General features: G+C 30.8%; 17 protein-coding genes. 6 read left to right on the top strand and 11 right to left on the bottom strand.

Translation table 11 applies throughout. From position 1 onward, the window contains the following. Nucleotides 1-71 precede the first annotated feature (71 nt). Together AX016_RS13865 and AX016_RS13860 are read right to left on the bottom strand one after the other, a co-directional pair. A complete protein-coding gene (locus AX016_RS13865) occupies nt 72-818 on the bottom strand; it encodes an MBL fold metallo-hydrolase (RefSeq protein WP_232732632.1) in 747 nt (248 codons plus the stop codon). Between the two features lie 42 nt (nt 819-860). Then, nucleotides 861-1,328, bottom strand: coding sequence for a GNAT family N-acetyltransferase (locus AX016_RS13860; protein WP_100896175.1), 468 nt, complete (start codon nt 1,326-1,328; stop codon nt 861-863). Nucleotides 1,329-1,495: 167 nt separating this feature from the next. On the opposite strand from AX016_RS13860, the gene AX016_RS13855 reads away from it, so the two are divergent. Next, nucleotides 1,496-2,383, top strand: coding sequence for a hypothetical protein (locus AX016_RS13855; RefSeq protein WP_100896174.1), 888 nt, complete (start codon nt 1,496-1,498; stop codon nt 2,381-2,383). A gap of 72 nt (nt 2,384-2,455) precedes the next feature. Here the strand turns inward: AX016_RS13855 and fumC are convergent, their stop codons facing one another. Together fumC and AX016_RS13845 are read right to left on the bottom strand one after the other, a co-directional pair. Beyond that, nucleotides 2,456-3,853, bottom strand: coding sequence for a class II fumarate hydratase (gene fumC / locus AX016_RS13850; protein ID WP_100896173.1), 1,398 nt, complete (start codon nt 3,851-3,853; stop codon nt 2,456-2,458). A 113-nt stretch (nt 3,854-3,966) separates the two neighbouring features. Beyond that, nucleotides 3,967-6,399: an outer membrane beta-barrel family protein gene (locus tag AX016_RS13845; protein ID WP_100896172.1), complete on the bottom strand. Its 2,433-nt coding sequence runs from the start codon at nt 6,397-6,399 to the stop codon at nt 3,967-3,969. Between the two features lie 267 nt (nt 6,400-6,666). On the opposite strand from AX016_RS13845, the gene AX016_RS17315 reads away from it, so the two are divergent. Beyond that, on the top strand, nt 6,667-6,840 hold the full coding sequence (locus tag AX016_RS17315; RefSeq protein WP_013622269.1) for a hypothetical protein: 174 nt from the start codon (nt 6,667-6,669) through the stop codon (nt 6,838-6,840). 176 nt (nt 6,841-7,016) lie between these two features. Here AX016_RS17315 and AX016_RS13840 read toward each other — a convergent pair whose 3' ends face one another. From AX016_RS13840 to prfB, 4 genes are all read right to left on the bottom strand, one after another. Then, the gene (locus AX016_RS13840) at nt 7,017-9,527 is read right to left on the bottom strand and encodes a TonB-dependent receptor domain-containing protein (RefSeq protein ID WP_100896171.1); all 2,511 of its coding nucleotides are present in this window, start codon (nt 9,525-9,527) and stop codon (nt 7,017-7,019) included. After that, entirely contained in the window at nt 9,524-9,997 is a 474-nt protein-coding gene (locus tag AX016_RS13835; protein WP_100896170.1) for a hypothetical protein, read from the bottom strand. Before AX016_RS13835 ends, AX016_RS13840 begins: the two co-directional genes overlap by 4 nt. Before the next feature lie 107 nt (nt 9,998-10,104). Continuing rightward, nucleotides 10,105-10,446 carry an arsenate reductase (glutaredoxin) gene (gene arsC / locus AX016_RS13830; protein WP_100896169.1) on the bottom strand — a complete coding sequence of 114 codons (342 nt, stop codon included), beginning with the start codon at nt 10,444-10,446 and terminating at the stop codon, nt 10,105-10,107. A 17-nt stretch (nt 10,447-10,463) separates the two neighbouring features. Continuing rightward, nucleotides 10,464-11,562, bottom strand: a protein-coding gene (gene prfB, locus AX016_RS13825; RefSeq protein WP_157811135.1) for a peptide chain release factor 2 whose coding sequence is annotated in 2 segments (ribosomal slippage) — nt 10,464-11,498 and nt 11,500-11,562 — 1,098 coding nt in all. Because the reading frame shifts where the segments join, the coding sequence is not laid out codon by codon here. Nucleotides 11,563-11,656: 94 nt separating this feature from the next. On the opposite strand from prfB, the gene AX016_RS13820 reads away from it, so the two are divergent. Then, the gene (locus AX016_RS13820) at nt 11,657-14,056 is read left to right on the top strand and encodes a zinc-dependent metalloprotease (RefSeq protein ID WP_100896168.1); all 2,400 of its coding nucleotides are present in this window, start codon (nt 11,657-11,659) and stop codon (nt 14,054-14,056) included. Nucleotides 14,057-14,076: 20 nt separating this feature from the next. Then, a complete protein-coding gene (locus tag AX016_RS13815) occupies nt 14,077-15,099 on the top strand; it encodes a threonine aldolase family protein (protein WP_100896167.1) in 1,023 nt (340 codons plus the stop codon). Between the two features lie 5 nt (nt 15,100-15,104). On the opposite strand, the gene AX016_RS13810 is transcribed toward AX016_RS13815, so the two are convergent. After that, the gene (locus tag AX016_RS13810) at nt 15,105-15,410 is read right to left on the bottom strand and encodes a YegP family protein (protein ID WP_100896166.1); all 306 of its coding nucleotides are present in this window, start codon (nt 15,408-15,410) and stop codon (nt 15,105-15,107) included. Nucleotides 15,411-15,649: 239 nt separating this feature from the next. Here AX016_RS13810 and AX016_RS13805 point away from each other — a divergent pair, with 239 nt between their 5' ends. Beyond that, nucleotides 15,650-16,750 carry an OmpA family protein gene (locus AX016_RS13805; protein ID WP_100896165.1) on the top strand — a complete coding sequence of 367 codons (1,101 nt, stop codon included), beginning with the start codon at nt 15,650-15,652 and terminating at the stop codon, nt 16,748-16,750. Nucleotides 16,751-17,036: 286 nt separating this feature from the next. On the opposite strand, the gene AX016_RS13800 is transcribed toward AX016_RS13805, so the two are convergent. Together AX016_RS13800 and AX016_RS13795 are read right to left on the bottom strand one after the other, a co-directional pair. Next, nucleotides 17,037-17,492 carry a thioredoxin family protein gene (locus tag AX016_RS13800; protein WP_100896164.1) on the bottom strand — a complete coding sequence of 152 codons (456 nt, stop codon included), beginning with the start codon at nt 17,490-17,492 and terminating at the stop codon, nt 17,037-17,039. A 41-nt stretch (nt 17,493-17,533) separates the two neighbouring features. Then, on the bottom strand, nt 17,534-17,860 hold the full coding sequence (locus AX016_RS13795) for a YbaB/EbfC family nucleoid-associated protein (RefSeq protein WP_100896163.1): 327 nt from the start codon (nt 17,858-17,860) through the stop codon (nt 17,534-17,536). Between the two features lie 69 nt (nt 17,861-17,929). Here AX016_RS13795 and AX016_RS13790 point away from each other — a divergent pair, with 69 nt between their 5' ends. Beyond that, the gene (locus AX016_RS13790; protein ID WP_100896162.1) at nt 17,930-20,068 is read left to right on the top strand and encodes a S9 family peptidase; all 2,139 of its coding nucleotides are present in this window, start codon (nt 17,930-17,932) and stop codon (nt 20,066-20,068) included. Nucleotides 20,069-20,098 lie beyond the last annotated feature (30 nt).

The raw sequence follows: 20,098 nt of genomic DNA, 5'->3' as shown, positions 1-20,098 counted from the left end.
TACCTTTAATTATTTTGATAAAAAAAGCTCCTTATAAAAATATAAGGAGCTTTTTACTTTTATTAAGTTTTTTAGTATGAGTTATTTGGGTACCAGTCTAACTGTATAACTTCAATATCTTTATTACTTTCGGTTACTAATTTTTTAAATTTATCAATGTCACTAACATCTGGTTTTCCTCTGTAATGGTAAGGGTACACTTGCTTAGGTTTAAATTCTAGTACGGCACTTGCAGCACTGTTAACCGTCATTGTATATGGTAAATTCATACAAATAAAGGCCTTATCTATATTTTGTAAAGCGCGCATTTCTGGTATGTCTTCTGTATCACCAGAGAAATAAACTCGTTCTCCATTTTTTTCTAGTAGATAACCATTACCACGACCTTTACTGTGAAATTTAATAGCTTCTTCTCTTAAATTATACATTGGTATTGCTGTAATTTTTATGTCAGCAAAATCTACAGACTCATCATTATTTAGTATAGTAAGTTTAGTTTTTAAATTATCAGACAATTTATCAGCAACAGCTTGCGGAGCAATAATTGTTGTTTTTTCTGTGTTGATAGCTTCTAGGGTTTCTACATTTAAATGATCTCCGTGAATATCTGTAACTAAAATTAAATTTGGTTTATCTTGGTTTTTAAACATATTTACTCCACCAACAGGGTCTATGTAAATAGTTTTATCTCCCCAGTTAAAAACAGCTGTTGCGTGTTCTATAGGAATAACTTTAAAGTTGCTTTTACGTTTTTTAGAATTTTCTATTGTGGTATTTTTTGTTGCTATGTCTGTTTTTTTTTCGTCTTTGCAGCTCACTAGAAATAAGCAAATAACAACAATACTCGTTAGTTTTTCATTTTATTTTAAGTTTAGTTCCATTTTTATACTACTTCTTTTATATACAACATCTGGTTCTATAGGAATTTCTACAAAACCAATTTTTTTATAAATATGCAAAGCGTTTTTAAGTTTAACACTAGAGTATAAAATTACTTGTTCCCAGTGTTCTTTTTTAGCAAACTCAATAGCATAATCTAATAATGCTTGGCCAATTCGTTTTCCTTGATAATCTTCATTTACTGCCATTTTACCTAGCTCATAAACGTTTTCTTTAATTTTAATGTAAGCCACACATCCTACAATGGTATCATCAATTTTAGCAAAAAAAATGTATCCTCCTTTATTTATAATATTCTCTTCGCACTTGTTTAAGAGCTCTATATCCTTTTCTTCTACTTCAAAATACTTTTTTATCCACTCTAAATTTAGTTTTTTAAAGGTTTTAGCGTATTTTGGCTGAAAGGGAATAAATGTTAAATTATTCATTGTTAATTATAATTTTAAGTAATTATTTCCGTTAGACGATTAATCTATACCTACAACCAATTTTTGGGTAGAGATAATCTAAATGGTTAAACCAAAACGTATATAAATTGAACCAAAAGATTAACTTAAGTCAAGTTAATAAATTAAACTGAATTAATAGTATTGTTATGAGTGAGAAAAAGAGTAATACGGGGTTAAAAGTACTTGCTGTTTTATTAGGAGTAGGATTGTTAGGGTCTATAGCCTATACTGTATCTTTATATAAGGATAGAGAAAAGACCAAAACTGTTTTAACACAAGAGAAAGAATATGTAGTTAATGATTTAACTAGCTTACAGTCTGAGTATGACAAAGCTATTATGGAAAGTAATGCTACTAATGAGGAATTAGTTGAAGCTAGAGACAGAATTGCTAAATACATTGATTCTGTTAAAACAATGAAAACAGATATCTCTTCATTATCTAGATATAGAAGACAAGTTAGTTTATTAAAGAAAGAAAGAGCTTTTTTACTTAAAAAAGTAGATTCTTTAACTACTTCTAACACTATGCTAGCAATAGAAAGAGATAGTACTTACCAAGAATTATCTAGACAAACAGTTTTTAATGATTCTTTAGTTGTACAAAATACACAATTAGCTGATGCAGTAGAAAAAGGTTCTGCATTAAATTTAGCTAAGTTTTCTGTAGATGCAGTAAAAGAGCGTAGTAGTGGTAAATTAGTTTCTACAACTAGAGCAGGTAGAGCAGATAAACTTAAAATTTGTTTTACAGTTGCAGACAATGCAATTGCACAAGCAGGTGATAGAGAATTTTATTTAGAAGTTTTAGATCCTCAAGGAAATGTTTTAGGAGAAGGAACTACAAAATCTAACGAAGGTGGAGCATCTTTAACTTATAGTAAAGCAACTGCTTTTTACTACGAGAACAGAACTTTAGATATCTGTGATTATGTAAATAAGCCAGCTGGTGATTTTCAAAAAGGAAATTATATGGCTATAGTTTATGATTCTAAATTAAAAATATTAGGTAAAAGCGAGTTTACTCTTAAATAAACTTTTATTTATAGATATAAAAAAGGTGCAATTTTAAATTGCACCTTTTTTGTTTTATACTGGTTTGGTTTACTATTTTAGAGAACCTACCATTTCTTCTGGTTTTACCCATTCATCATACTGTTCTGCAGTAACGTAACCTAAATTAATGGCTTCTTCTTTTAATGTAGTACCATTTTTATGTGCTGTATTTGCAATTTCTGCAGCTTTGTAATATCCAATTTTAGTATTTAAAGCAGTTACAAGCATTAAAGAGTTATTTAATAATTCTTTAATTATAGCATGGTTTGGCTCTATACCAGCAGCACAGTTAACATCAAAACTAACACAAGCATCACCAATTAATTGTGCAGACTGTAATATATTTGCAGCCATCATTGGTTTAAAAACGTTAAGCTCATAGTGTCCTTGCGTACCACCTACAGTTATAGCAACATCATTACCCATTACTTGTGCACAAACCATAGTTATAGCTTCTGCTTGTGTAGGGTTTACTTTTCCTGGCATAATAGAACTTCCAGGTTCATTAGCCGGTATAATTATTTCGCCAATACCAGAACGTGGTCCAGAAGCCATCATTCTAATATCATTTGCAATTTTGTTTAAAGAAACCGCCAATTGCTTAAGAGCTCCATGGCTTTCTACAATTGCATCATGAGCAGCTAATGCCTCAAATTTATTTTTAGCAGTAATAAAAGGTAAACCTGTAAATTCTGCAATATATTTAGCAACTAGAACATCATATCCAGCAGGTGTGTTTAAACCTGTACCTACAGCAGTACCACCAAGAGCAAGCTCTGCTAGGTGTGGTAATGTGTTTTCTAGTGCTTTTAAACCGTGATTTAATTGAGATACGTACCCAGAAAATTCTTGACCTAATGTTAATGGTGTAGCATCCATAAGGTGCGTACGACCTATTTTTACAACATTAGCAAATTCCTTAGATTTTTTTTCTAAAGTGTCTCTTAATTGTTTAACTCCAGGAATAGTAACCTCAGTTATTTTTTTATAGGCAGCAATATGCATTCCAGTAGGGAATGTATCGTTAGATGATTGTGATTTGTTTACATCATCATTTGGTTGTATTGTTTTTTCACCTTCACCAATAACATTACCAGCTATTTCATGAGCTCTGTTAGCAACAACCTCGTTAACATTCATATTACTCTGTGTGCCAGAGCCTGTTTGCCATATAACTAAAGGAAATTGATCGTTGTGTTTACCTTCTAAAATTTCATCACAAACTTTTGCAATTAAATCTCTTTTTTCTGTAGATAAAACACCTAATTCACAGTTGGTGTAAGCTGCTGCTTTTTTTAAGTAAGCAAATCCGTAAACTATGTCTAATGGCATAGATGCAGCTGGTCCAATTTTAAAATTGTTTCTAGAGCGTTCTGTTTGTGCTCCCCAATATTTATCAGCAGGTACTTGTACCTCGCCCATTGTATCTTTTTCTATTCTAAAGCTCATTGTACTAATTTTTTATAGATACAAAGGTAAGAATTTGGAAAATTTTTAGTGCTTATTTATTTGGTGATTTTAGTTTATTTTGGAGTAAATATGAACTTTAATTAAAAATAATGTTAATTAAATTTATATGTAAGTGTAGCTCTAAGATTTCTTTGGTCAGATTGAAGCTCGTTGTACGAAGTAGAGCTGTCTAGGTTGGTAGTAGAATATCGTCTGTACGCATTAAAAATATCTGTAACTCCTATAGAAATTGAAGCTTTATTTTTTAAAATAGTTTTACTAAAAGCAAAATCTAGTCTGTCTAAAGCCTTTGTTTTTGTTTGTGAGTTGTTATCTGCTCCTATATAGTAATAATTTGTTTGAAAATTAACATCATAGGGTAGTGGAAGTTTAGCACTAAAACTAGTTGTCCATCTAAACTGGTTTGCATTAAAATTTACGTTAACCATTTGGTTATTAGTATCTGCGTATGCATATTTACCGGTTAAGTTTTGTTTGTACATAAACAGGTTTAAAGAAAAACGCCATTTTTTTATAGGAACATAAGTAAATGTAGCATCTAACCCAAACCTATCTTCTTCTGCAATATTTCTTTTAGTTTTAGCAATAACAGGTGTAGAAATAGTATTGCTATTATTAGTAATTACTATTGTTTCTCCTGTTTCTATTAAAACGTTATGTATTACGTCTTCAGTTTTAGAATAGAATAGGGCGCCATTAAAAGTTATTTTATCCCATTTGTTTAAATAATTAAACTCAAAAGAATTTGTAAACATTGGGTCTAAATTTGGATTGCCATAAAATAAATTAGTTTTACTAACTCTATTAGGAAAAGGATTTAAGTTACCAGCTGTTGGTCTCTTAATTCTTTTACTGTAGTTTAAACTAATTTTTTCTGTGTTAGTAAATTCATAACTTAAAAACATAGAAGGAAACCAATTAATGTAAGACTTTGCGTCTTTTGTATTTAAATTAGTCAATAATACAGATACATCTGTATGTTCTACACGTATCCCTAATGAAGCGGTTAATTTATTAAAACCCTGTGCAAACTGTAGATAACCAGCATTAACATCTTGCCTATACACAAGATTGTTACTATATGTATTGTTTTTAAAGAATTGACTATTTACTATAGAACCTTCTGCATAGTCTATTTTATAATCATCAAAAACGCCTCTATATCCAATTTCTAATTTAGAGCTATAATCTTTACCAAAAGGAAGTGTATAGTCTACTTGTGCAAGTTGGCTTATTTGGTGGTCATCAGTAATTGCTTTTTCAAACAAACCAATGTTGTTATTATCTAATATAACTTCGTTAATAGCTCTATCTTCTAATTCATAACTTCTAGAAAATTGGTAATCAGCACTTAAAATATGACCTTTTAAATTAAATTTTCTTTTATAATTTAATGAGTAGCGTATATTTTCTTCATCGCTATCTTCCTCCGTATTTCTATTTCTGTTAATGGTTGTATTGCTTACAGCATTAAAATTATTTAAATCTATACCGGTATAATTTAAACCCGATGCTTTTGTATAAGCCATAGAATTAGTGATGCTAGAAGTTTTATTTAATAACAACTCTATGCCAGCATTTACAGTAATATTTTTATAATTACGGTCTAATGATCTGTATTCATTTTCAAAACCAATGTTAGTATTATTGGTATCAAAAAAATCGTTATAAAAAAGTGAATATCCAGGTCTTTCTCTGTCTGTATATGTGATATTAGAAAATATATTGAATAATTTCTTTTTTAAGCCTAAAGCAAGTCCAACTTTATAATACTCAGGATCTTTAATTGTAGTTGTAATAGATCCATTAAAACCAGATTTTTTAGATTTTCTTAGAATAATATTTAATATACCAGCAGTACCAGAAGAACTATATTTAGATGAAGGATTTGTGATAACCTCTACCTTTTGTATAGTGCTCACAGGCATTTGTTTTAAAGCTTCTGGACTAATACCAGAAAGGGTAGAGGGTTTGCCGTTAATAAGTATTTTTACATTATTGTTACCTCTTAAACTAATAGATCCTTCTGGGTCTACAGAAACAGAAGGTATGTTGTTTAGAACATCAGATGCAGAACCGCCATTTAAGGTTAAATCTTTGCCTACATTGTATATTTTTTTGTCAAGCCTTAATTCTACAGTAGTTTTTTCGGCTATAAGTTCAACTTCATTTAATTCTTCAACATCTAACTCTAGCTTAATGCTTCCAATATTTTTAGATTTTTGAAGCTTTAAGTTTTTTAAATGATATGTTTTGTAAGAAATATACTCGATTTTAATATTGTATTCTCCCTTAGGAAGATCATTAATAGAAAACTTGCCATTTTTGTTACTAATGCCTCCAGAAATGTATTGGGGATTATTAACATCTTGTATTATAAGTGTAGCAAATTCTAAAGGGTTTTGTGTGTTGGCATCTATAATCGTGCCTGTTAGTTTAACAGAATTATTACTGTTGCTATCTTGGTTTTGTTGAGCGTTAATAGCTGTGGTTAAGGCTAAAAACAAAAATAAAATATTTTTCATTAGTGGCTAGTCTTTAATAATTGATATATAAAAAGACTAGGCAATTATGTATATTCTTACGCATGAGTTTAAAGTAGGTTATTGGGTTGAGTTTGTTAGTTTAAAACGTTTTGTTTTACCTTATTTTTTATAAGTCTTTTAAGGTAAAATTAGTACGTCTTATACTACAAATATATAAAAATATTAAAATAATTCTATTTTTTTTTGATTTAGATTTGTTCTATTCATCTTAACAAGTATCTTTGTAACCGTTAAAATAAATTACTTATGTTTGAATTTGACCAGTATTTAGGTTTTTTAGCTTTTTTAACTATCCTAACAATAGGATTTTGGCTAATGATATTTTTATTAACATTTGTTATACCTTATTGGTTGGGCGGATCACTTATAGAATTTCTGAAAGAAAAACGAGAAGCTAAAAAAGCAAAGCGTTTAGAATAAAAAACAAAAAAGAGACTTATAAAAAGTCTCTTTTTTTGTGTCCTATTTTTAAATATTAAAAATAGAAATGTACGTTTGTATTTTAGTTTATATCCAATAAATTAATCTATTAACATAATAAAAAAGAGGCTGTTTAAAATAAACAGCCTCTTTTTTATATTTATATAGTTGGTGTGTTACCCTTGCATTTCCATATCTCCGCCACTATCTCTCATTTCTCCTTTACTACGTTGATTTTTCTGTTGGTTAAATCTGTAAGTAAAAGTTAGTGCTACACTTCTTTGTCTCCATTGAAATTCACTGTTAGAAAAAATGTTTTCTGTTCTACTTTCTGATCTACGTTTTCTTGAATTAAAAATATCATTTACACTTAATGATAATGTAGCCTTATCATTTAGTAGATCTTTACTTAAAGCTAAATCAGAATTAAACATTCCTTTTCTTGTTGTTTGAGCATTTTTAGAAGGACCTCTGTACGTTAAGTTAGTTTGAAAATCTATTTCTGCAGGTAAAGGTATTTTTGCACTAAATTTTGTAAACCAACTAAAGTTTTCAGCATCAAAGTTCTGCGTAATAATTTCGTCTTGGAAATTTGTATACGTATGCTCACCTTCTACATTTTGCTGAAATAAGTTAAGGTTTAAGCTAAATCTCCAATTTCTCATTGGCGTGTAGGTTGATGTAATGTCTAAACCATACCTAGTTTCTGTAGCTAAGTTAATTGGTGTTCTTGCTTGTACAGGAATATCTACAGAACTACCTGGGTTTGCAGGATCTTCAATACTAACAAAATCTCCCGTTTCTTGTGTTATAAATTGAAAAACACCGGTAGAGTGATTGTAGTAACCAGAAATGTTGAATAAAACTTTATCCCATCTTTTTAAATAGCCTAAGTCGTAAGCATCTGTAAATGTTGGATCTAAATCTGGATTACCAAAAAATAAGTTTGTGTTACTAGATCTAGAAGGAAAAGGGTTAATAAACCATGAACCTGGTCTTCTTAATCTTTTACTGTAACTAACAGTAAATTGCTCCATCTCAGATAATTCATATCCTAAAAAGACAGAAGGAAACCAGTTTGTGTATTTTTTAGTGTTAACATCACTAGTTTCAGCTAATTCTATTTCTATGTCTGTATCTTCTACACGTAAACCTCCTAAAAGGCTAAACTTATTAATTTTAGTACCTAATTGTACATAAGCAGCATTTACTGTCTCATTAAAAAACAGTGTGTTACTAAAGTTTGGATTGCTGTTAAATACACCATTTGTTTCTTGACCAAAGTCATAATCAGTAGTGTAATTGTTAAAGTTACCTCTGTAACCAGCTTCAAACTGAGAGCCAAAATCTTTACCAAACGGCAACACATAATCTAATTGTACTAATTGCTTTATTTGATTGTTGTCTGTAATTGTACGTTCTAGTGGGCTATTAGTTGTGCTACCACTAACTGTTTCTTGAATGCTAGCATTTTCTAATTCGTCTGATCTTGAGTACTGGTAGTCTATAGTTAACTTGTTTCCATCATCATTAAACCTCTTCTCGTAATTTAAAGAGTATTGTACAGTTTCTTCATCATCATCTTCTAAAGTATTTCTTTGTCTTTCAATGGTAGGATTCATATTGCCATCAAAATTAAAGAAGTTTATATCTGCTTTGTCTAAACCATTAGACTTTCTGTATAATACAGAATTTGTAATGCTGCTTGTTTCATCAATAAAATACTCAAAACCAATATTAGCGTTGTAGTTTTTATTACTTCGGTCGTAATCTCTGTATTCGTTTTCAAAACTTGCAGTAGTACCATCTTCATTAAAATATTCATTTTCAAAAAATGCATTACCAGGACCTGTTCTGTCTCTGTAGCTTAAGTTTGTATACAGGTTAAACTTGTCTCTTCTAAGGTTTATGTTTGCAGAACCAGCATATTGTTCTGGGTCGCCAATAGTAGCAGAAACAGAGCCATTTAGACCAGCAGTTTTACTTTGTTTTAAAATTATATTTAAAATACCAGCAGTACCTTCAGCATCATATCTAGCAGATGGGTTTGTTACAACTTCCACTTTTTCTATAGCATCTGCAGGTAACGACTTTAATGCAGCATTGTCTAAACCAGATAGGGCAGATGGCTTACCGTTAATTAATATTTTAACACTTTCATTACCACGTAAACTAATAGCGCCTTCTACATCTACATCTACAGATGGTACGTTGTTTAAAACATCTGTAACAGAACCACCTTTTACAGTTAAATCTTTACCTACGTTATAAACTTTTTTATCTAATCTAAGCTCTACGGTAGTTTTTTCGGCAACCAGGACAACAGCGTCTAACTGCTCTACATCTAAACCTAATTTTATAACACCTAAGTTTGTAGATTTACTTAAGTTTTGATTGTTTAAAGTGTAAGTTTTATAAGATAAAAACTCTATTTTAATGTTGTATAAACCTGCATCAGCAGTAACATCAAATTTCCCTTGTTGATTTGTAATTCCGCCTGTAACTATTGCTGGGTCTTTTACACTTTGCAATATTAAAGTTGCATATTCTAACGGATCTCCTGTTTCATCATCGACTACGGTACCGGTAACCTTAATTTTTTTAGGATTTGTAGATTGTGCGTTGGGACCTTGTGCGTACGTAATTACTGTTGCAAATAATAGTACAAAGGAAAGTAGTTGTTTCATTCTTTTCGTTTAGTTTTTTTCTTTTTCTTTTTTTTGGCTTTTTTAAAACCTTCTTTTTCTAAAGCAACATATGCCTCATATTTTTCTTTTGGCAGTGCAGCTTTTAATTCTTCAGTCTGTTCTTTTTTTAATTTTTCTATGCTTTCTTTCATTTTATCGCCCTCTAGCTTTAAAATCTGCAGCTCCATAAACTTTTTTATGTATTTAGTTAATGTTGTGCTAAGTACTGCTTCTTCAAAACTATTAAGTTCTATAACCTCCAGAATTTTTGGCATTTGTAATTCTACAATTTCTTCTGCTGTAAGTGGGTCTGGCTTTTCATTAGATTGTGTTTGTGGCATTTGGTTTCTAACTCTACCACTTCCATAACCATTATTATAGCCGTTGCCATAGCCATACTGTGCTTCTACAGTAGAAAAGGACAATACAAATACTATTGTTGCATAAAAAAATATTTTATTAATTTTCATAACTTTCTGAATTAGTAAGATTTTAAAATTACCCTAAGGTTTAATCTGGTTTGGTTAAATGTTTGTTAAAATGAATAACAATAAAAATGCCAAAAATTAAACTGTTACTAAATTACAGTTTTTATTGCTTCAGTTGGTCTGCCAATAACAGCTTTGTCTCCGTTAATAATTATTGGTCTCTCTATTAATTTAGGATTGGCTATCATAGCATCAATAATGTCTTCGTTAGACAGTTCTTTACCTTTGTAGTTCTCTTTCCAAATAGCCTCGTTTTTACGCACTAAAGCTAATGGCTCAATGGCTAAAAGTTTAATAATATCTTTTAGTTCTTGTTTTGTAGGTACATTTTCTAAATACTTTACAATTTTAAAAGGTTTACCAGATTCTTCTAAAAAAGCAACACCGGCTCTAGACTTGCTGCACCTATTATTATGGTAAATTTGTATCATTTTTTATTCTCTAATTGTTAATCTTCATCTTTTTGTCCCATCATCATTAGATAGGCTTTTAAAAATTGGTCTATTTGTCCGTCCATTACTGCATCTACATTACCTGTTTCTTCTGCTGTACGTACATCTTTAACAAGTTTGTAAGGGTGCATTACGTAATTACGTATTTGAGATCCCCATTCAATTTTCATTTTACTTGCTTCTATTTCGCTACGAGCTTCTTGTTTTTTACGAAGTTCAATTTCATATAACTGAGATTTAAGCATTTTCATTGCTGTAGCTCTATTATCGTGTTGAGAACGAGAATCTGAACAAGAAATTTGAATACCTGTAGGTTTGTGAGTTAGCTGTACTTTTGTTTCTACTTTGTTTACATTTTGCCCACCAGCACCGCTAGAACGTGCTGTTGTAATTTCTATATCTGCAGGGTTAATTTCTATTTCTATACTATCATCTGCAAGGGGATAAACATAAACAGAAGCAAAAGAGGTGTGCCTTTTAGCATTACTGTCAAACGGAGAAATACGTACCAAGCGGTGTACGCCATTTTCACCTTTTAACCAGCCAAAAGCATAATCGCCTTCTATTTCTAATGTAACAGTTTTTATACCAGCAACATCACCTGCTTGGTAGTTTAATTCTTTTACTTTATAGCCTTGTTTTTCTGCCCACATTAAGTACATACGCATGAGCATAGCTGCCCAGTCACAACTTTCTGTACCACCAGCACCTGCTGTTATTTGTAAAATAGCTGTGAGTTCATCTCCCTCATCAGAAAGCATATTTTTAAACTCTAAGCCTTCAATATGAGTTTTTGCTTTGTTGTAATGGTTTTCTACTTCTTCAGCAGTAACATCGCCTTCTTTTAAAAACTCTAGTAGAACCTCTAAATCTGCAATAAGAATTTTTGCATCATCAAAATCTTTAACCCATTTTTTTTTGGACTGTAAAACTTTCATTTGCGCTTGTGCCACTTGCGCATTGTTCCAAAAATCTGGAGCTAGGGTTTTTTCTTCTTCGTTTTCTATTTCTATAAGCTTGGCATCTATGTCAAAGATACCTCCTTAACGCACCAAGGCGATCTAAAAGATCTTTGTATTGATCTGTTGTTATCATTTATTAAAATAATTTTAAAAGCAAAAATAGCACTAAACTATGGTTGTACAATCTATTTTATATAAATTTAGAAAATCTAAAAAAAAACCAACCTATGAGGCATATATCTATATTTTTATTATTGATAACTTATTGTTTCTCTGTAAATGCACAATTTACAAGTAATAAAAAGGATCTTAAAAAATACTCTGGTTATTTTTCGTTTTATTATGATAATAAAACAGATAAGGTTTATTTAGAGGTTAAAGATTTAGAAAAAGAGTTTTTATATGTAAACTCATTAAGTAGCGGTGTAGGTAGTAACGATATTGGTTTAGATAGGGGGCAATTAGGCAAAACTCGTGTAGTTTATTTTAAAAGAGCAGGTGGTAAGTTGCTTTTGGTGCAACCAAACTTACAATATAGGGCATTAACAGAAAATGTATTAGAAAAGCAGTCTGTAGAACAAGCTTTTGCAAAATCTATTTTAGGAGGTTTTAAAATAGAAGAAGAAAAAGATGGGAAATTTGTAATAGATATTACCAGTTTATTTATGCAAGACACTCACGGTGTTATTAATAAGTTAAAGAATACGTCACAAGGATCTTATAGCTTAGATGTTAGTAAAAGTGCTTTTAATTTAGAACGTACTAAAGCGTTTCCTAAAAACATAGAGTTTGATGTATTTTTAACTTTTAAGGGGCAAGCTAAAGGAAGAAACATTGGTTCTGTAACACCAACATCTAGTTTGGTTACTGTAGCGCAACATCATTCTTTTATAGAACTTCCAGATGGTAACTATAAAAAAAGGGCTTATGATCCGCGTAGTGGTTCTTTTATGTTTTCTTATTTTGATTATGCTACTCCGGTACAAGAGGATATAAAAAAGAGGTTTATTACAAGACATAGATTAGAAAAGAAAAATCCTAATGCAGCAATAAGTGAAGCCATAGAACCAATAATTTATTATTTGGATAATGGTACACCAGAACCTGTACGTTCTGCATTATTAGATGGTGGTAAATGGTGGAACCAGGCTTTTGAAGCTATTGGTTATAAAAATGCTTTTCAGTTAAAAATATTACCAGCAGATGCAGACCCAATGGATGTTAGATACAATGCTATACAGTGGGTACATAGGTCTACTAGAGGATGGAGTTATGGCGCAAGTGTAACAGACCCACGAACAGGAGAAATTATAAAAGGACACGTAAGTTTAGGTAGTTTACGAATTAGACAGGATTTTTTAATTGCACAAGCGCTTACAAATAAACCCTTTGCTAAAAACGATGATAATTACAAGGAAATGCTAAAACTTGCTTTGGCACGTATACGCCAATTATCTGCACACGAAATTGGGCACACTTTAGGTTTTGCACATAATTTTGCAGCAAGTAGTAATAACAGAGCTTCTGTAATGGATTATCCGCATCCTCAATTTAAATTAAAAGGTTCTACAATTGATTTTTCTAATGCTTATGCAGAAGGAATAGGAGAATGGGATAAGTATGCAGTAGCCTATTCTTATTCGGATTTTAAAGACGGTGTAAACGAAGAAAAAGAATTAAAAAGTATTATTGAAAAATCTCACAAAGAAGGCTACCGGTTTATATCAGACAGAGATGCAAGAGCAAGTGGTGGTGCGCACGCTTATGCCCATCTTTGGGACAATGGAGCAAATGCGGCAGATGAATTAGATAAAGTTTTAAAAATAAGAGCTATTGGTATTTCTAATTTTTCAATTGATAATATAAAAGACGGACAACCAAATTCGGTTTTAGAAGATGTTTTTGCTCCACTGTACTTTTTTCATAGATACCAAACAGAAGCGGCATCTAAATTAATAGGAGGTTTAGATTATAATTACACTGTAAAAGGCGACTCGCAGTTTACTGTAAAAACAGTTTCTAAAAAAGAACAAGAAGATGCTTTAAGCAGTTTACTAAGAACAGTAAACGCAGAACAAATAGCAATTCCAAAAAATAAGTTGTCTTTGTTTCCGCCAAGAGCTTTAGGATACAATAGTACAAGAGAATCTTTTAGTGGTAAAACAGGAGTTTCTTTTGATGCCTTGTCAGCTGCAGAAACTGCTGCAGATATGACTCTTTCATTTTTGTTGCACCCGCAGAGAGCATCTAGATTAGTACAACAAAAAAGTTTAAATACTAAACAAATTGGATTGCAAGAGGTGCTAGATCAACTAATAAATAACACATTTAAAAATAATTATAGAGATACTTATTTAAATGAAGTGCAACAGAATATTAATTTTAGAGTGTTGTACTATATTAAAAACTTAGCAGCAAGTAAAAATGTGCATCCAAAAGTAAATGCAATAGCTAATTTTAAATTACAAGAGTTAAAAGATAAATTTTTAGATAGAAATAAGCCTTATGCCTTAGAGGTTGTAAATAGAATTGAACATTTTCAAAAACATCCAGAACTTTTTAAAACAATAGTTTCTCCTAAAATGCCAGATGGTTCACCTATAGGAATGGAATGTTTTTCAAATTAAAAAAATATAAATTGTAAAGAATGAAGATTAACCTTATTAGTGATACAGTCACTAAGCCAACACCAGAAATGTTGCAAGCAATGTTTGCATCAGAAGTAGGAGATGATGTTTTTAAACACGACCCAACCATAAATAAATTAGAGGCTAAAGTGGCAGCTATGTTTGGTAAAGAAGCTGCTTTGTTTTTTCCTAGTGGAACTATGGCTAACCAAACAGCAATAAAGTTGCATACACAACCCGGAGAACAATTAATATGCGATAAATATGCTCATATTTTTAATTATGAAGGTGGTGGTGTTAGTTTTAATAGTGGAGTTTCATGTAGGTTAGTAGATGGTCATAGAGGTATGATGACGGCAAAACAGGTAGAGGAAGCTATAAATCCACCAGATTTTTACCATAGTCCTTTAACAACATTAGTTAGTATAGAAAATACAACTAATAAAGGAGGAGGAGCTTGTTGGGATTTTGAAGAGTTAAAAAAAATTAAAGCAGTTTGTGATGCGCATAATTTAAAATACCATCTAGATGGTGCTCGTTTATGGAATGCTTTAGTAGCCAAAGGAGAGACTACAAAGCAATACGGAGATTTATTTGATACTATAAGTGTTTGTTTAAGTAAAGGTTTAGGTTGTCCTGTTGGTTCTGTTTTAGTAGGCTCTAACGCAGATATACAAAGGGCAATACGTGTGCGTAAACTATTTGGTGGCGGTATGCGACAGGCTGGTTATTTGGCAGGAGCGGCTATCTATGCCTTAGATAATAATATAGAGCGTTTACAAGAAGACCATACAAAAGCAAAAGAAATAGGAGAGGTTTTAACAAATCTTGACTTTGTAAAATCTGTAGAACCAATAGAAACTAACATTATAATTTTTGCAATTGATGAAACTAAAATTACGCAAGAAGAATTTTTAGAAAAACTACTTAAAAACAATATAGAAATTATAGGAATGGGGCAAGGTAAACTACGTATAGTAACGCATTTAGATTATACAGATAGTATGCATAATTCCTTTTTATCTATTTTAAAGCATTTATAGGTTTATTAAATTGATAAAAAACTATTTTTTAAGTTCTTTATACCATTTTCCATTCCTGCTTCAGAAGAGTAGAATTGACTTTTACCTATAATTTTACCGTTCAGGTTTTTTAAATTGAATAAAAATTTGCCGTTGTAAGCTGTTTTGCGCTCAAAAACGTTTAAACTGTTTATAGACGGCTTTATTTCTTTTATAGTATTATTTATTTCTTCCTTACTATTAAAACTATTCCCTTGTAGCAAAACAATATTATTCTTTGTTTTTAAACGAAAAGTGAAAGTGTTATCCTCTTTTTTAATTATATCTATCATAACTCCACATTTTTCTTAAAGATAAGATTTTTTTAAAGGAGTTGGTTAAATTAATTTTAAGATTTAATTAAGATAATGTATTTACTTAATAATTAACCTCTGTTAACCCGTTGATATCAGTAAAACTGGTATTTTTAATAATTTTGTCTGCTTTTTTGTGTTTTATCGATCATAAAATTTTATATTTGCAGTATAATTATTTAACATATTTTAACATTAATTAAACACATTAACCAAAAATGAAAAAATTATTATTCTTATTTGCAGTTATGACTGCATCTGTTACAATGGCTCAAGACTTGCCAACTAATCCAGAACCAGGTAAATGTTATGTACGTTGTACTACTCCAGATGTTTACGTAAATGAGTCAATTACAATTACTACTAAGCCTGCATATTCTGTATTAAAGGCAGTACCAGCAACTTTTAAGACTGTTACAGAGCGTGTATTAATAAAAGATGAAAGTAAGACGTTAAAAGTAGTTCCTGCTAAATGGGGTACAGAAACAATTTCTTATGTAGCTAAAGAAGGTGGTAACACTATTAGCATTACACCAGCTAGTTTTAACCCTAGTTCAGAAACTGTAGAAGTTAAACCTGCTTATGCAGTATGGGAATTAGGTGCTTCTGCTCCTGATTGTGCTTCTGGTAACCCAGATGATTGTAGATACTGGTGTTACAAAGGTTACCCAGCAGAATTTACAACTATTCAAACTCAGGTTTTAGGTGCAGATGCTTCTGTATCAAAAACTCCAATTGGATCAAGAAACGCAACTTACAAGAAAACTGTATTAATCTCTGGACCTTCTGTTGTAGAAACTGTTATTCCTGCTGAGTATAAAGAAATTACTAAAACTGTATTAGATAAAGATGCTTACACTACAAACGTATCTGTACCAGCTGTAACTAAAACAATTACAAAAGAAGTATTAAAGGAAAAAGGTGGTTTAACTACTTGGAGCGAAGTTGAGTGTTCTTTAGTACAATACCAAGCTTTACCTATTAACTGGAACTTAGGTAGCTCTACTTTAACTCCTGCAGCTAAAAGTATTATCGATTCTAGATTAATGCCAGTTTTAAAGCAAAACCCAGGTGTTAAATTAGAGATTGCTTCTCATACAGATGCAAGAGGTAATAATGCATCTAACCAAAGTTTATCTGAAAAAAGAGCTAAATCTGTTGCAGATTACTTAATTTCTAAAGGTATAAACTCTAGCTTATTAGTAGCTAATGGTTACGGTGAAAACAAATTAAAGAACAGATGTAAAGACGGTGTTTCTTGTACTGAAAGAGAGCACGCAGCAAACAGAAGAACTGAATTTAGATTAATTAACAACTAATAGGTAACTATTAAAGTTAATTATTAAATAATAACAAAAGGCTTTCAATTAATTTTGAAAGCCTTTTTGCTTTTTAATACATAAAGCTATTCTTCATTTTAGTAATCATATCACATATAACTTTATTACTATTTAGTTTTATAACCTAATTAGTTACTGCTACATGAACTAATGTATTTAGTATTTAAGTGTTAGTCTAATATATAAAACAGGGTTATTTTGATCTATAAAAAAAGCCTTCAAAATTAATTGAAGGCTTTAATTTGCTTTTTTTATATAAGGATTTTTAATCCATATATTTTTTTAAAAACTTAATGTGATGTTGTACTTCACCGTTCATACTATAGCCGTGTAAAGCCCCTTTTTCCCTGCCTTTACTATCCAGTACTTTTAAATTAGGAAAAACTCCTTTTTTATTATATTTAGCCATTAAATCCATATTGTGTTTTAATTGCTTTTCTGTAAGTAAATCGTTATTTCTAGGAATATCTATGTAAAGTAGCTCGTAGTGCTTTGCAATTTCTTTAAATTCTTCAGTTGCAAACAAATCTTTTTTAAGCATTTTGCAAGGTCCACACCAATCACTACCAGTAAAATAAATTATAATGTTTTTATTTCCTTTTTTGGCTTTTTTAATAACCGTTTCGTAATCTGTGCTCCATTCTACATCTCCAATAACTTTGTTGGTTGAAGTTGTTCCAAATAGTAATGGAAAAATTAAGGCAATTAATAAGTGTTTCATTTGTGTCTTTTTTTATATTCTTGCAAAAAACCTGCCAGTTTTTATTTAAATAACGAATCCATTCCTGGAATATTGGGTAAACCATCTTTTGCAGCAGCAGCCAGCTCGGTTTCATTAACCTTCGTTGCTCTTTCTATAGCTTTATTTAATGTTATAATTAGGTAATCTTCAAGTTGTTCTTTGTCATTTAAAAGACTTTCATCTATCTCTATACTTTTTATAGTTCTATTAGCTGTTATAGTTACTTTAATTGCTTCATCAATAGACTTTTCATCAATTAATACAGTGTTTAAGCGTTGTTTTGTTTCTTCAACTTTTTGCTGGGTTTCTTTCAATTTACCCATCATTCCCATCATATCTCCAAACATAATTTTTCTTTATTATAGTTAATATGTTTCAAAATTACTAAATTGTTAGTCAATCAATCTTAAAAAAAAATGAAAGTCATAAAAAAATGCATAGTTCTGTTAGTTAGTATTATTTTTGCTGCTTCATGTCAAAATAAAGATAAGCCTATGGCTACTATTAAAATTCCTGTTGCAAAAAAAGAACCAAAAGAACTGTCTAAACACAATGATGTTAGAGAGGATGATTACTATTGGTTAAATAACAGAGAAGATAAAGAAGTAATTGCATACTTAGAGGAAGAAAATGCTTACTATAATACATTAACAGCGCATACCAAAGATTTTCAGAAAGAGCTCTTTGCTGAAATGAAAGGTCGTATAAAAGAAGATGATTCTTCTGTACCTTATAAATTAAATGGTTATTGGTATTGTACTAGGTATGAAGTTGGAAAAGAGTACCCAATATATTCTAGACGAAAAGGAACTGAAACAGCAGATGAAGAAATTATTTTTAATTGTAATGACTTAGCTAAGGATAAAGACTATTTTAGCTTAAATGGTATTGCAATTAGTCCTGATAACACATTGGCTGCATTTGGTGTAGACACTATTTCTAGAAGAGAATATACCATTAGAATAAAAAACTTAGAAACGGGTGAAATTTATGATGATGTTATAGAAAAAACAACAGGTAGTAGTGTTTGGGCCGCAGATAACTCAACTTTATTTTACACCAAAAAAGACCCTGTTACTTTAAGGTCAGATAAAATATACAAGCATAAATTAGGTACGCCAGCATCTGAGGATGAGTTGGTATATCATGAACAAGATGAAACTTTTAACACCTATATATACAAAACAAAATCTAAAAAGTTTATTGTTATAGGCTCATCTAGTACCTTAACATCTGAATATAGGTTTATAAAAACAGAGGAGCCAGATTCAGAATTTAAAATATTTTCACCAAGGGAAAGAGGTTTAGAGTATTCTATAGCTCATTACGGAGACAAGTTTTTTATACTTACTAATAAAGATAATGCCTTTAATTTTAAATTGATGACTTGTAGTGATTCTGCTACGGCATCTAAAAATTGGTCAGAATTTATTTCACATAGAGAAGATGTATTGCTTGAAGATTTAGATATTTTTAAGGACTATTATGTTTTGTCTGAAAGAGAAAACGGTTTAAATAAGTTAAAAATAGTACGTTGGGATACTAATAATGGGTATTACTTACCATTTGAAGATGAAACTTACACGTGTTATGTTGGTACAAATCCAGATTTTGACACTAAAATACTAAGGTATGGGTACAACTCTTTAACTACGCCAAGTTCTGTTATAGATTTTGATATGGAAACAAAATCTAAGGAAATAAAAAAAGAGCAAGAAGTTTTAGGTGGTAAGTTTAATAAAGATAATTATAAGTCCGAACGTATTTGGGCAACAGCCAGAGATGGAGTAAAAGTACCTATGTCTGTTGTATACCATAAAGATACTAAGTTAGATGGTTCTAGCCCTGTATTACAATACGCTTACGGCTCTTATGGGCATACTATAGATCCTTATTTTTCTACAGTGCGTTTAAGTTTGTTAGATAGAGGTTTTATTTATGTAATAGCGCACATACGTGGTAGTGAGTATTTAGGTAGAAAATGGTATGAAGATGGTAAGTTACTTAAAAAGAGAAATACTTTTACAGATTTTATAGATTGCTCTAAACATTTAATTGATAATAACTACACAAGTAATAAACATTTGTATGCATCAGGAGGTTCTGCAGGTGGTTTACTTATGGGTGCAATAGTTAATATGGCACCAGAACTTTACAATGGTGTTATTGCAAGTGTACCTTTTGTAGACGTAGTAACTACAATGTTAGATGATTCTATACCGCTTACAACAGGTGAATATGATGAATGGGGTAATCCTAATGACAAGGAGTATTATGATTATATGAAATCTTATTCTCCGTATGATAATGTTACGGCCCAAAATTACCCAACAATGTTGGTAACAACAGGTTTGCATGATTCACAGGTACAGTATTGGGAACCAGCTAAATGGGTTGCTAAGCTAAGAGAATATAAAACAGATACTAATTTATTGTTCTTAGATACCAATATGGATGCAGGCCATGGTGGTGCGTCAGGTAGGTTTGAAGCATTAAAAGAAGTAGCAAAAGACTATGCTTTTTTAATAGATTTAGAAGGAAAAATAGCTAAGTAAAAAAAAAAGGCTAAATTTGTCACGTAATTG

Source organism: Cellulophaga sp. RHA19 (assembly GCF_002813425.1).
Lineage (GTDB): Bacteria > Bacteroidota > Bacteroidia > Flavobacteriales > Flavobacteriaceae > Cellulophaga.
The sequence above is the reverse complement of the archived record's forward strand: the minus strand, read 5'-3'. Positions and strand labels throughout refer to the sequence as shown.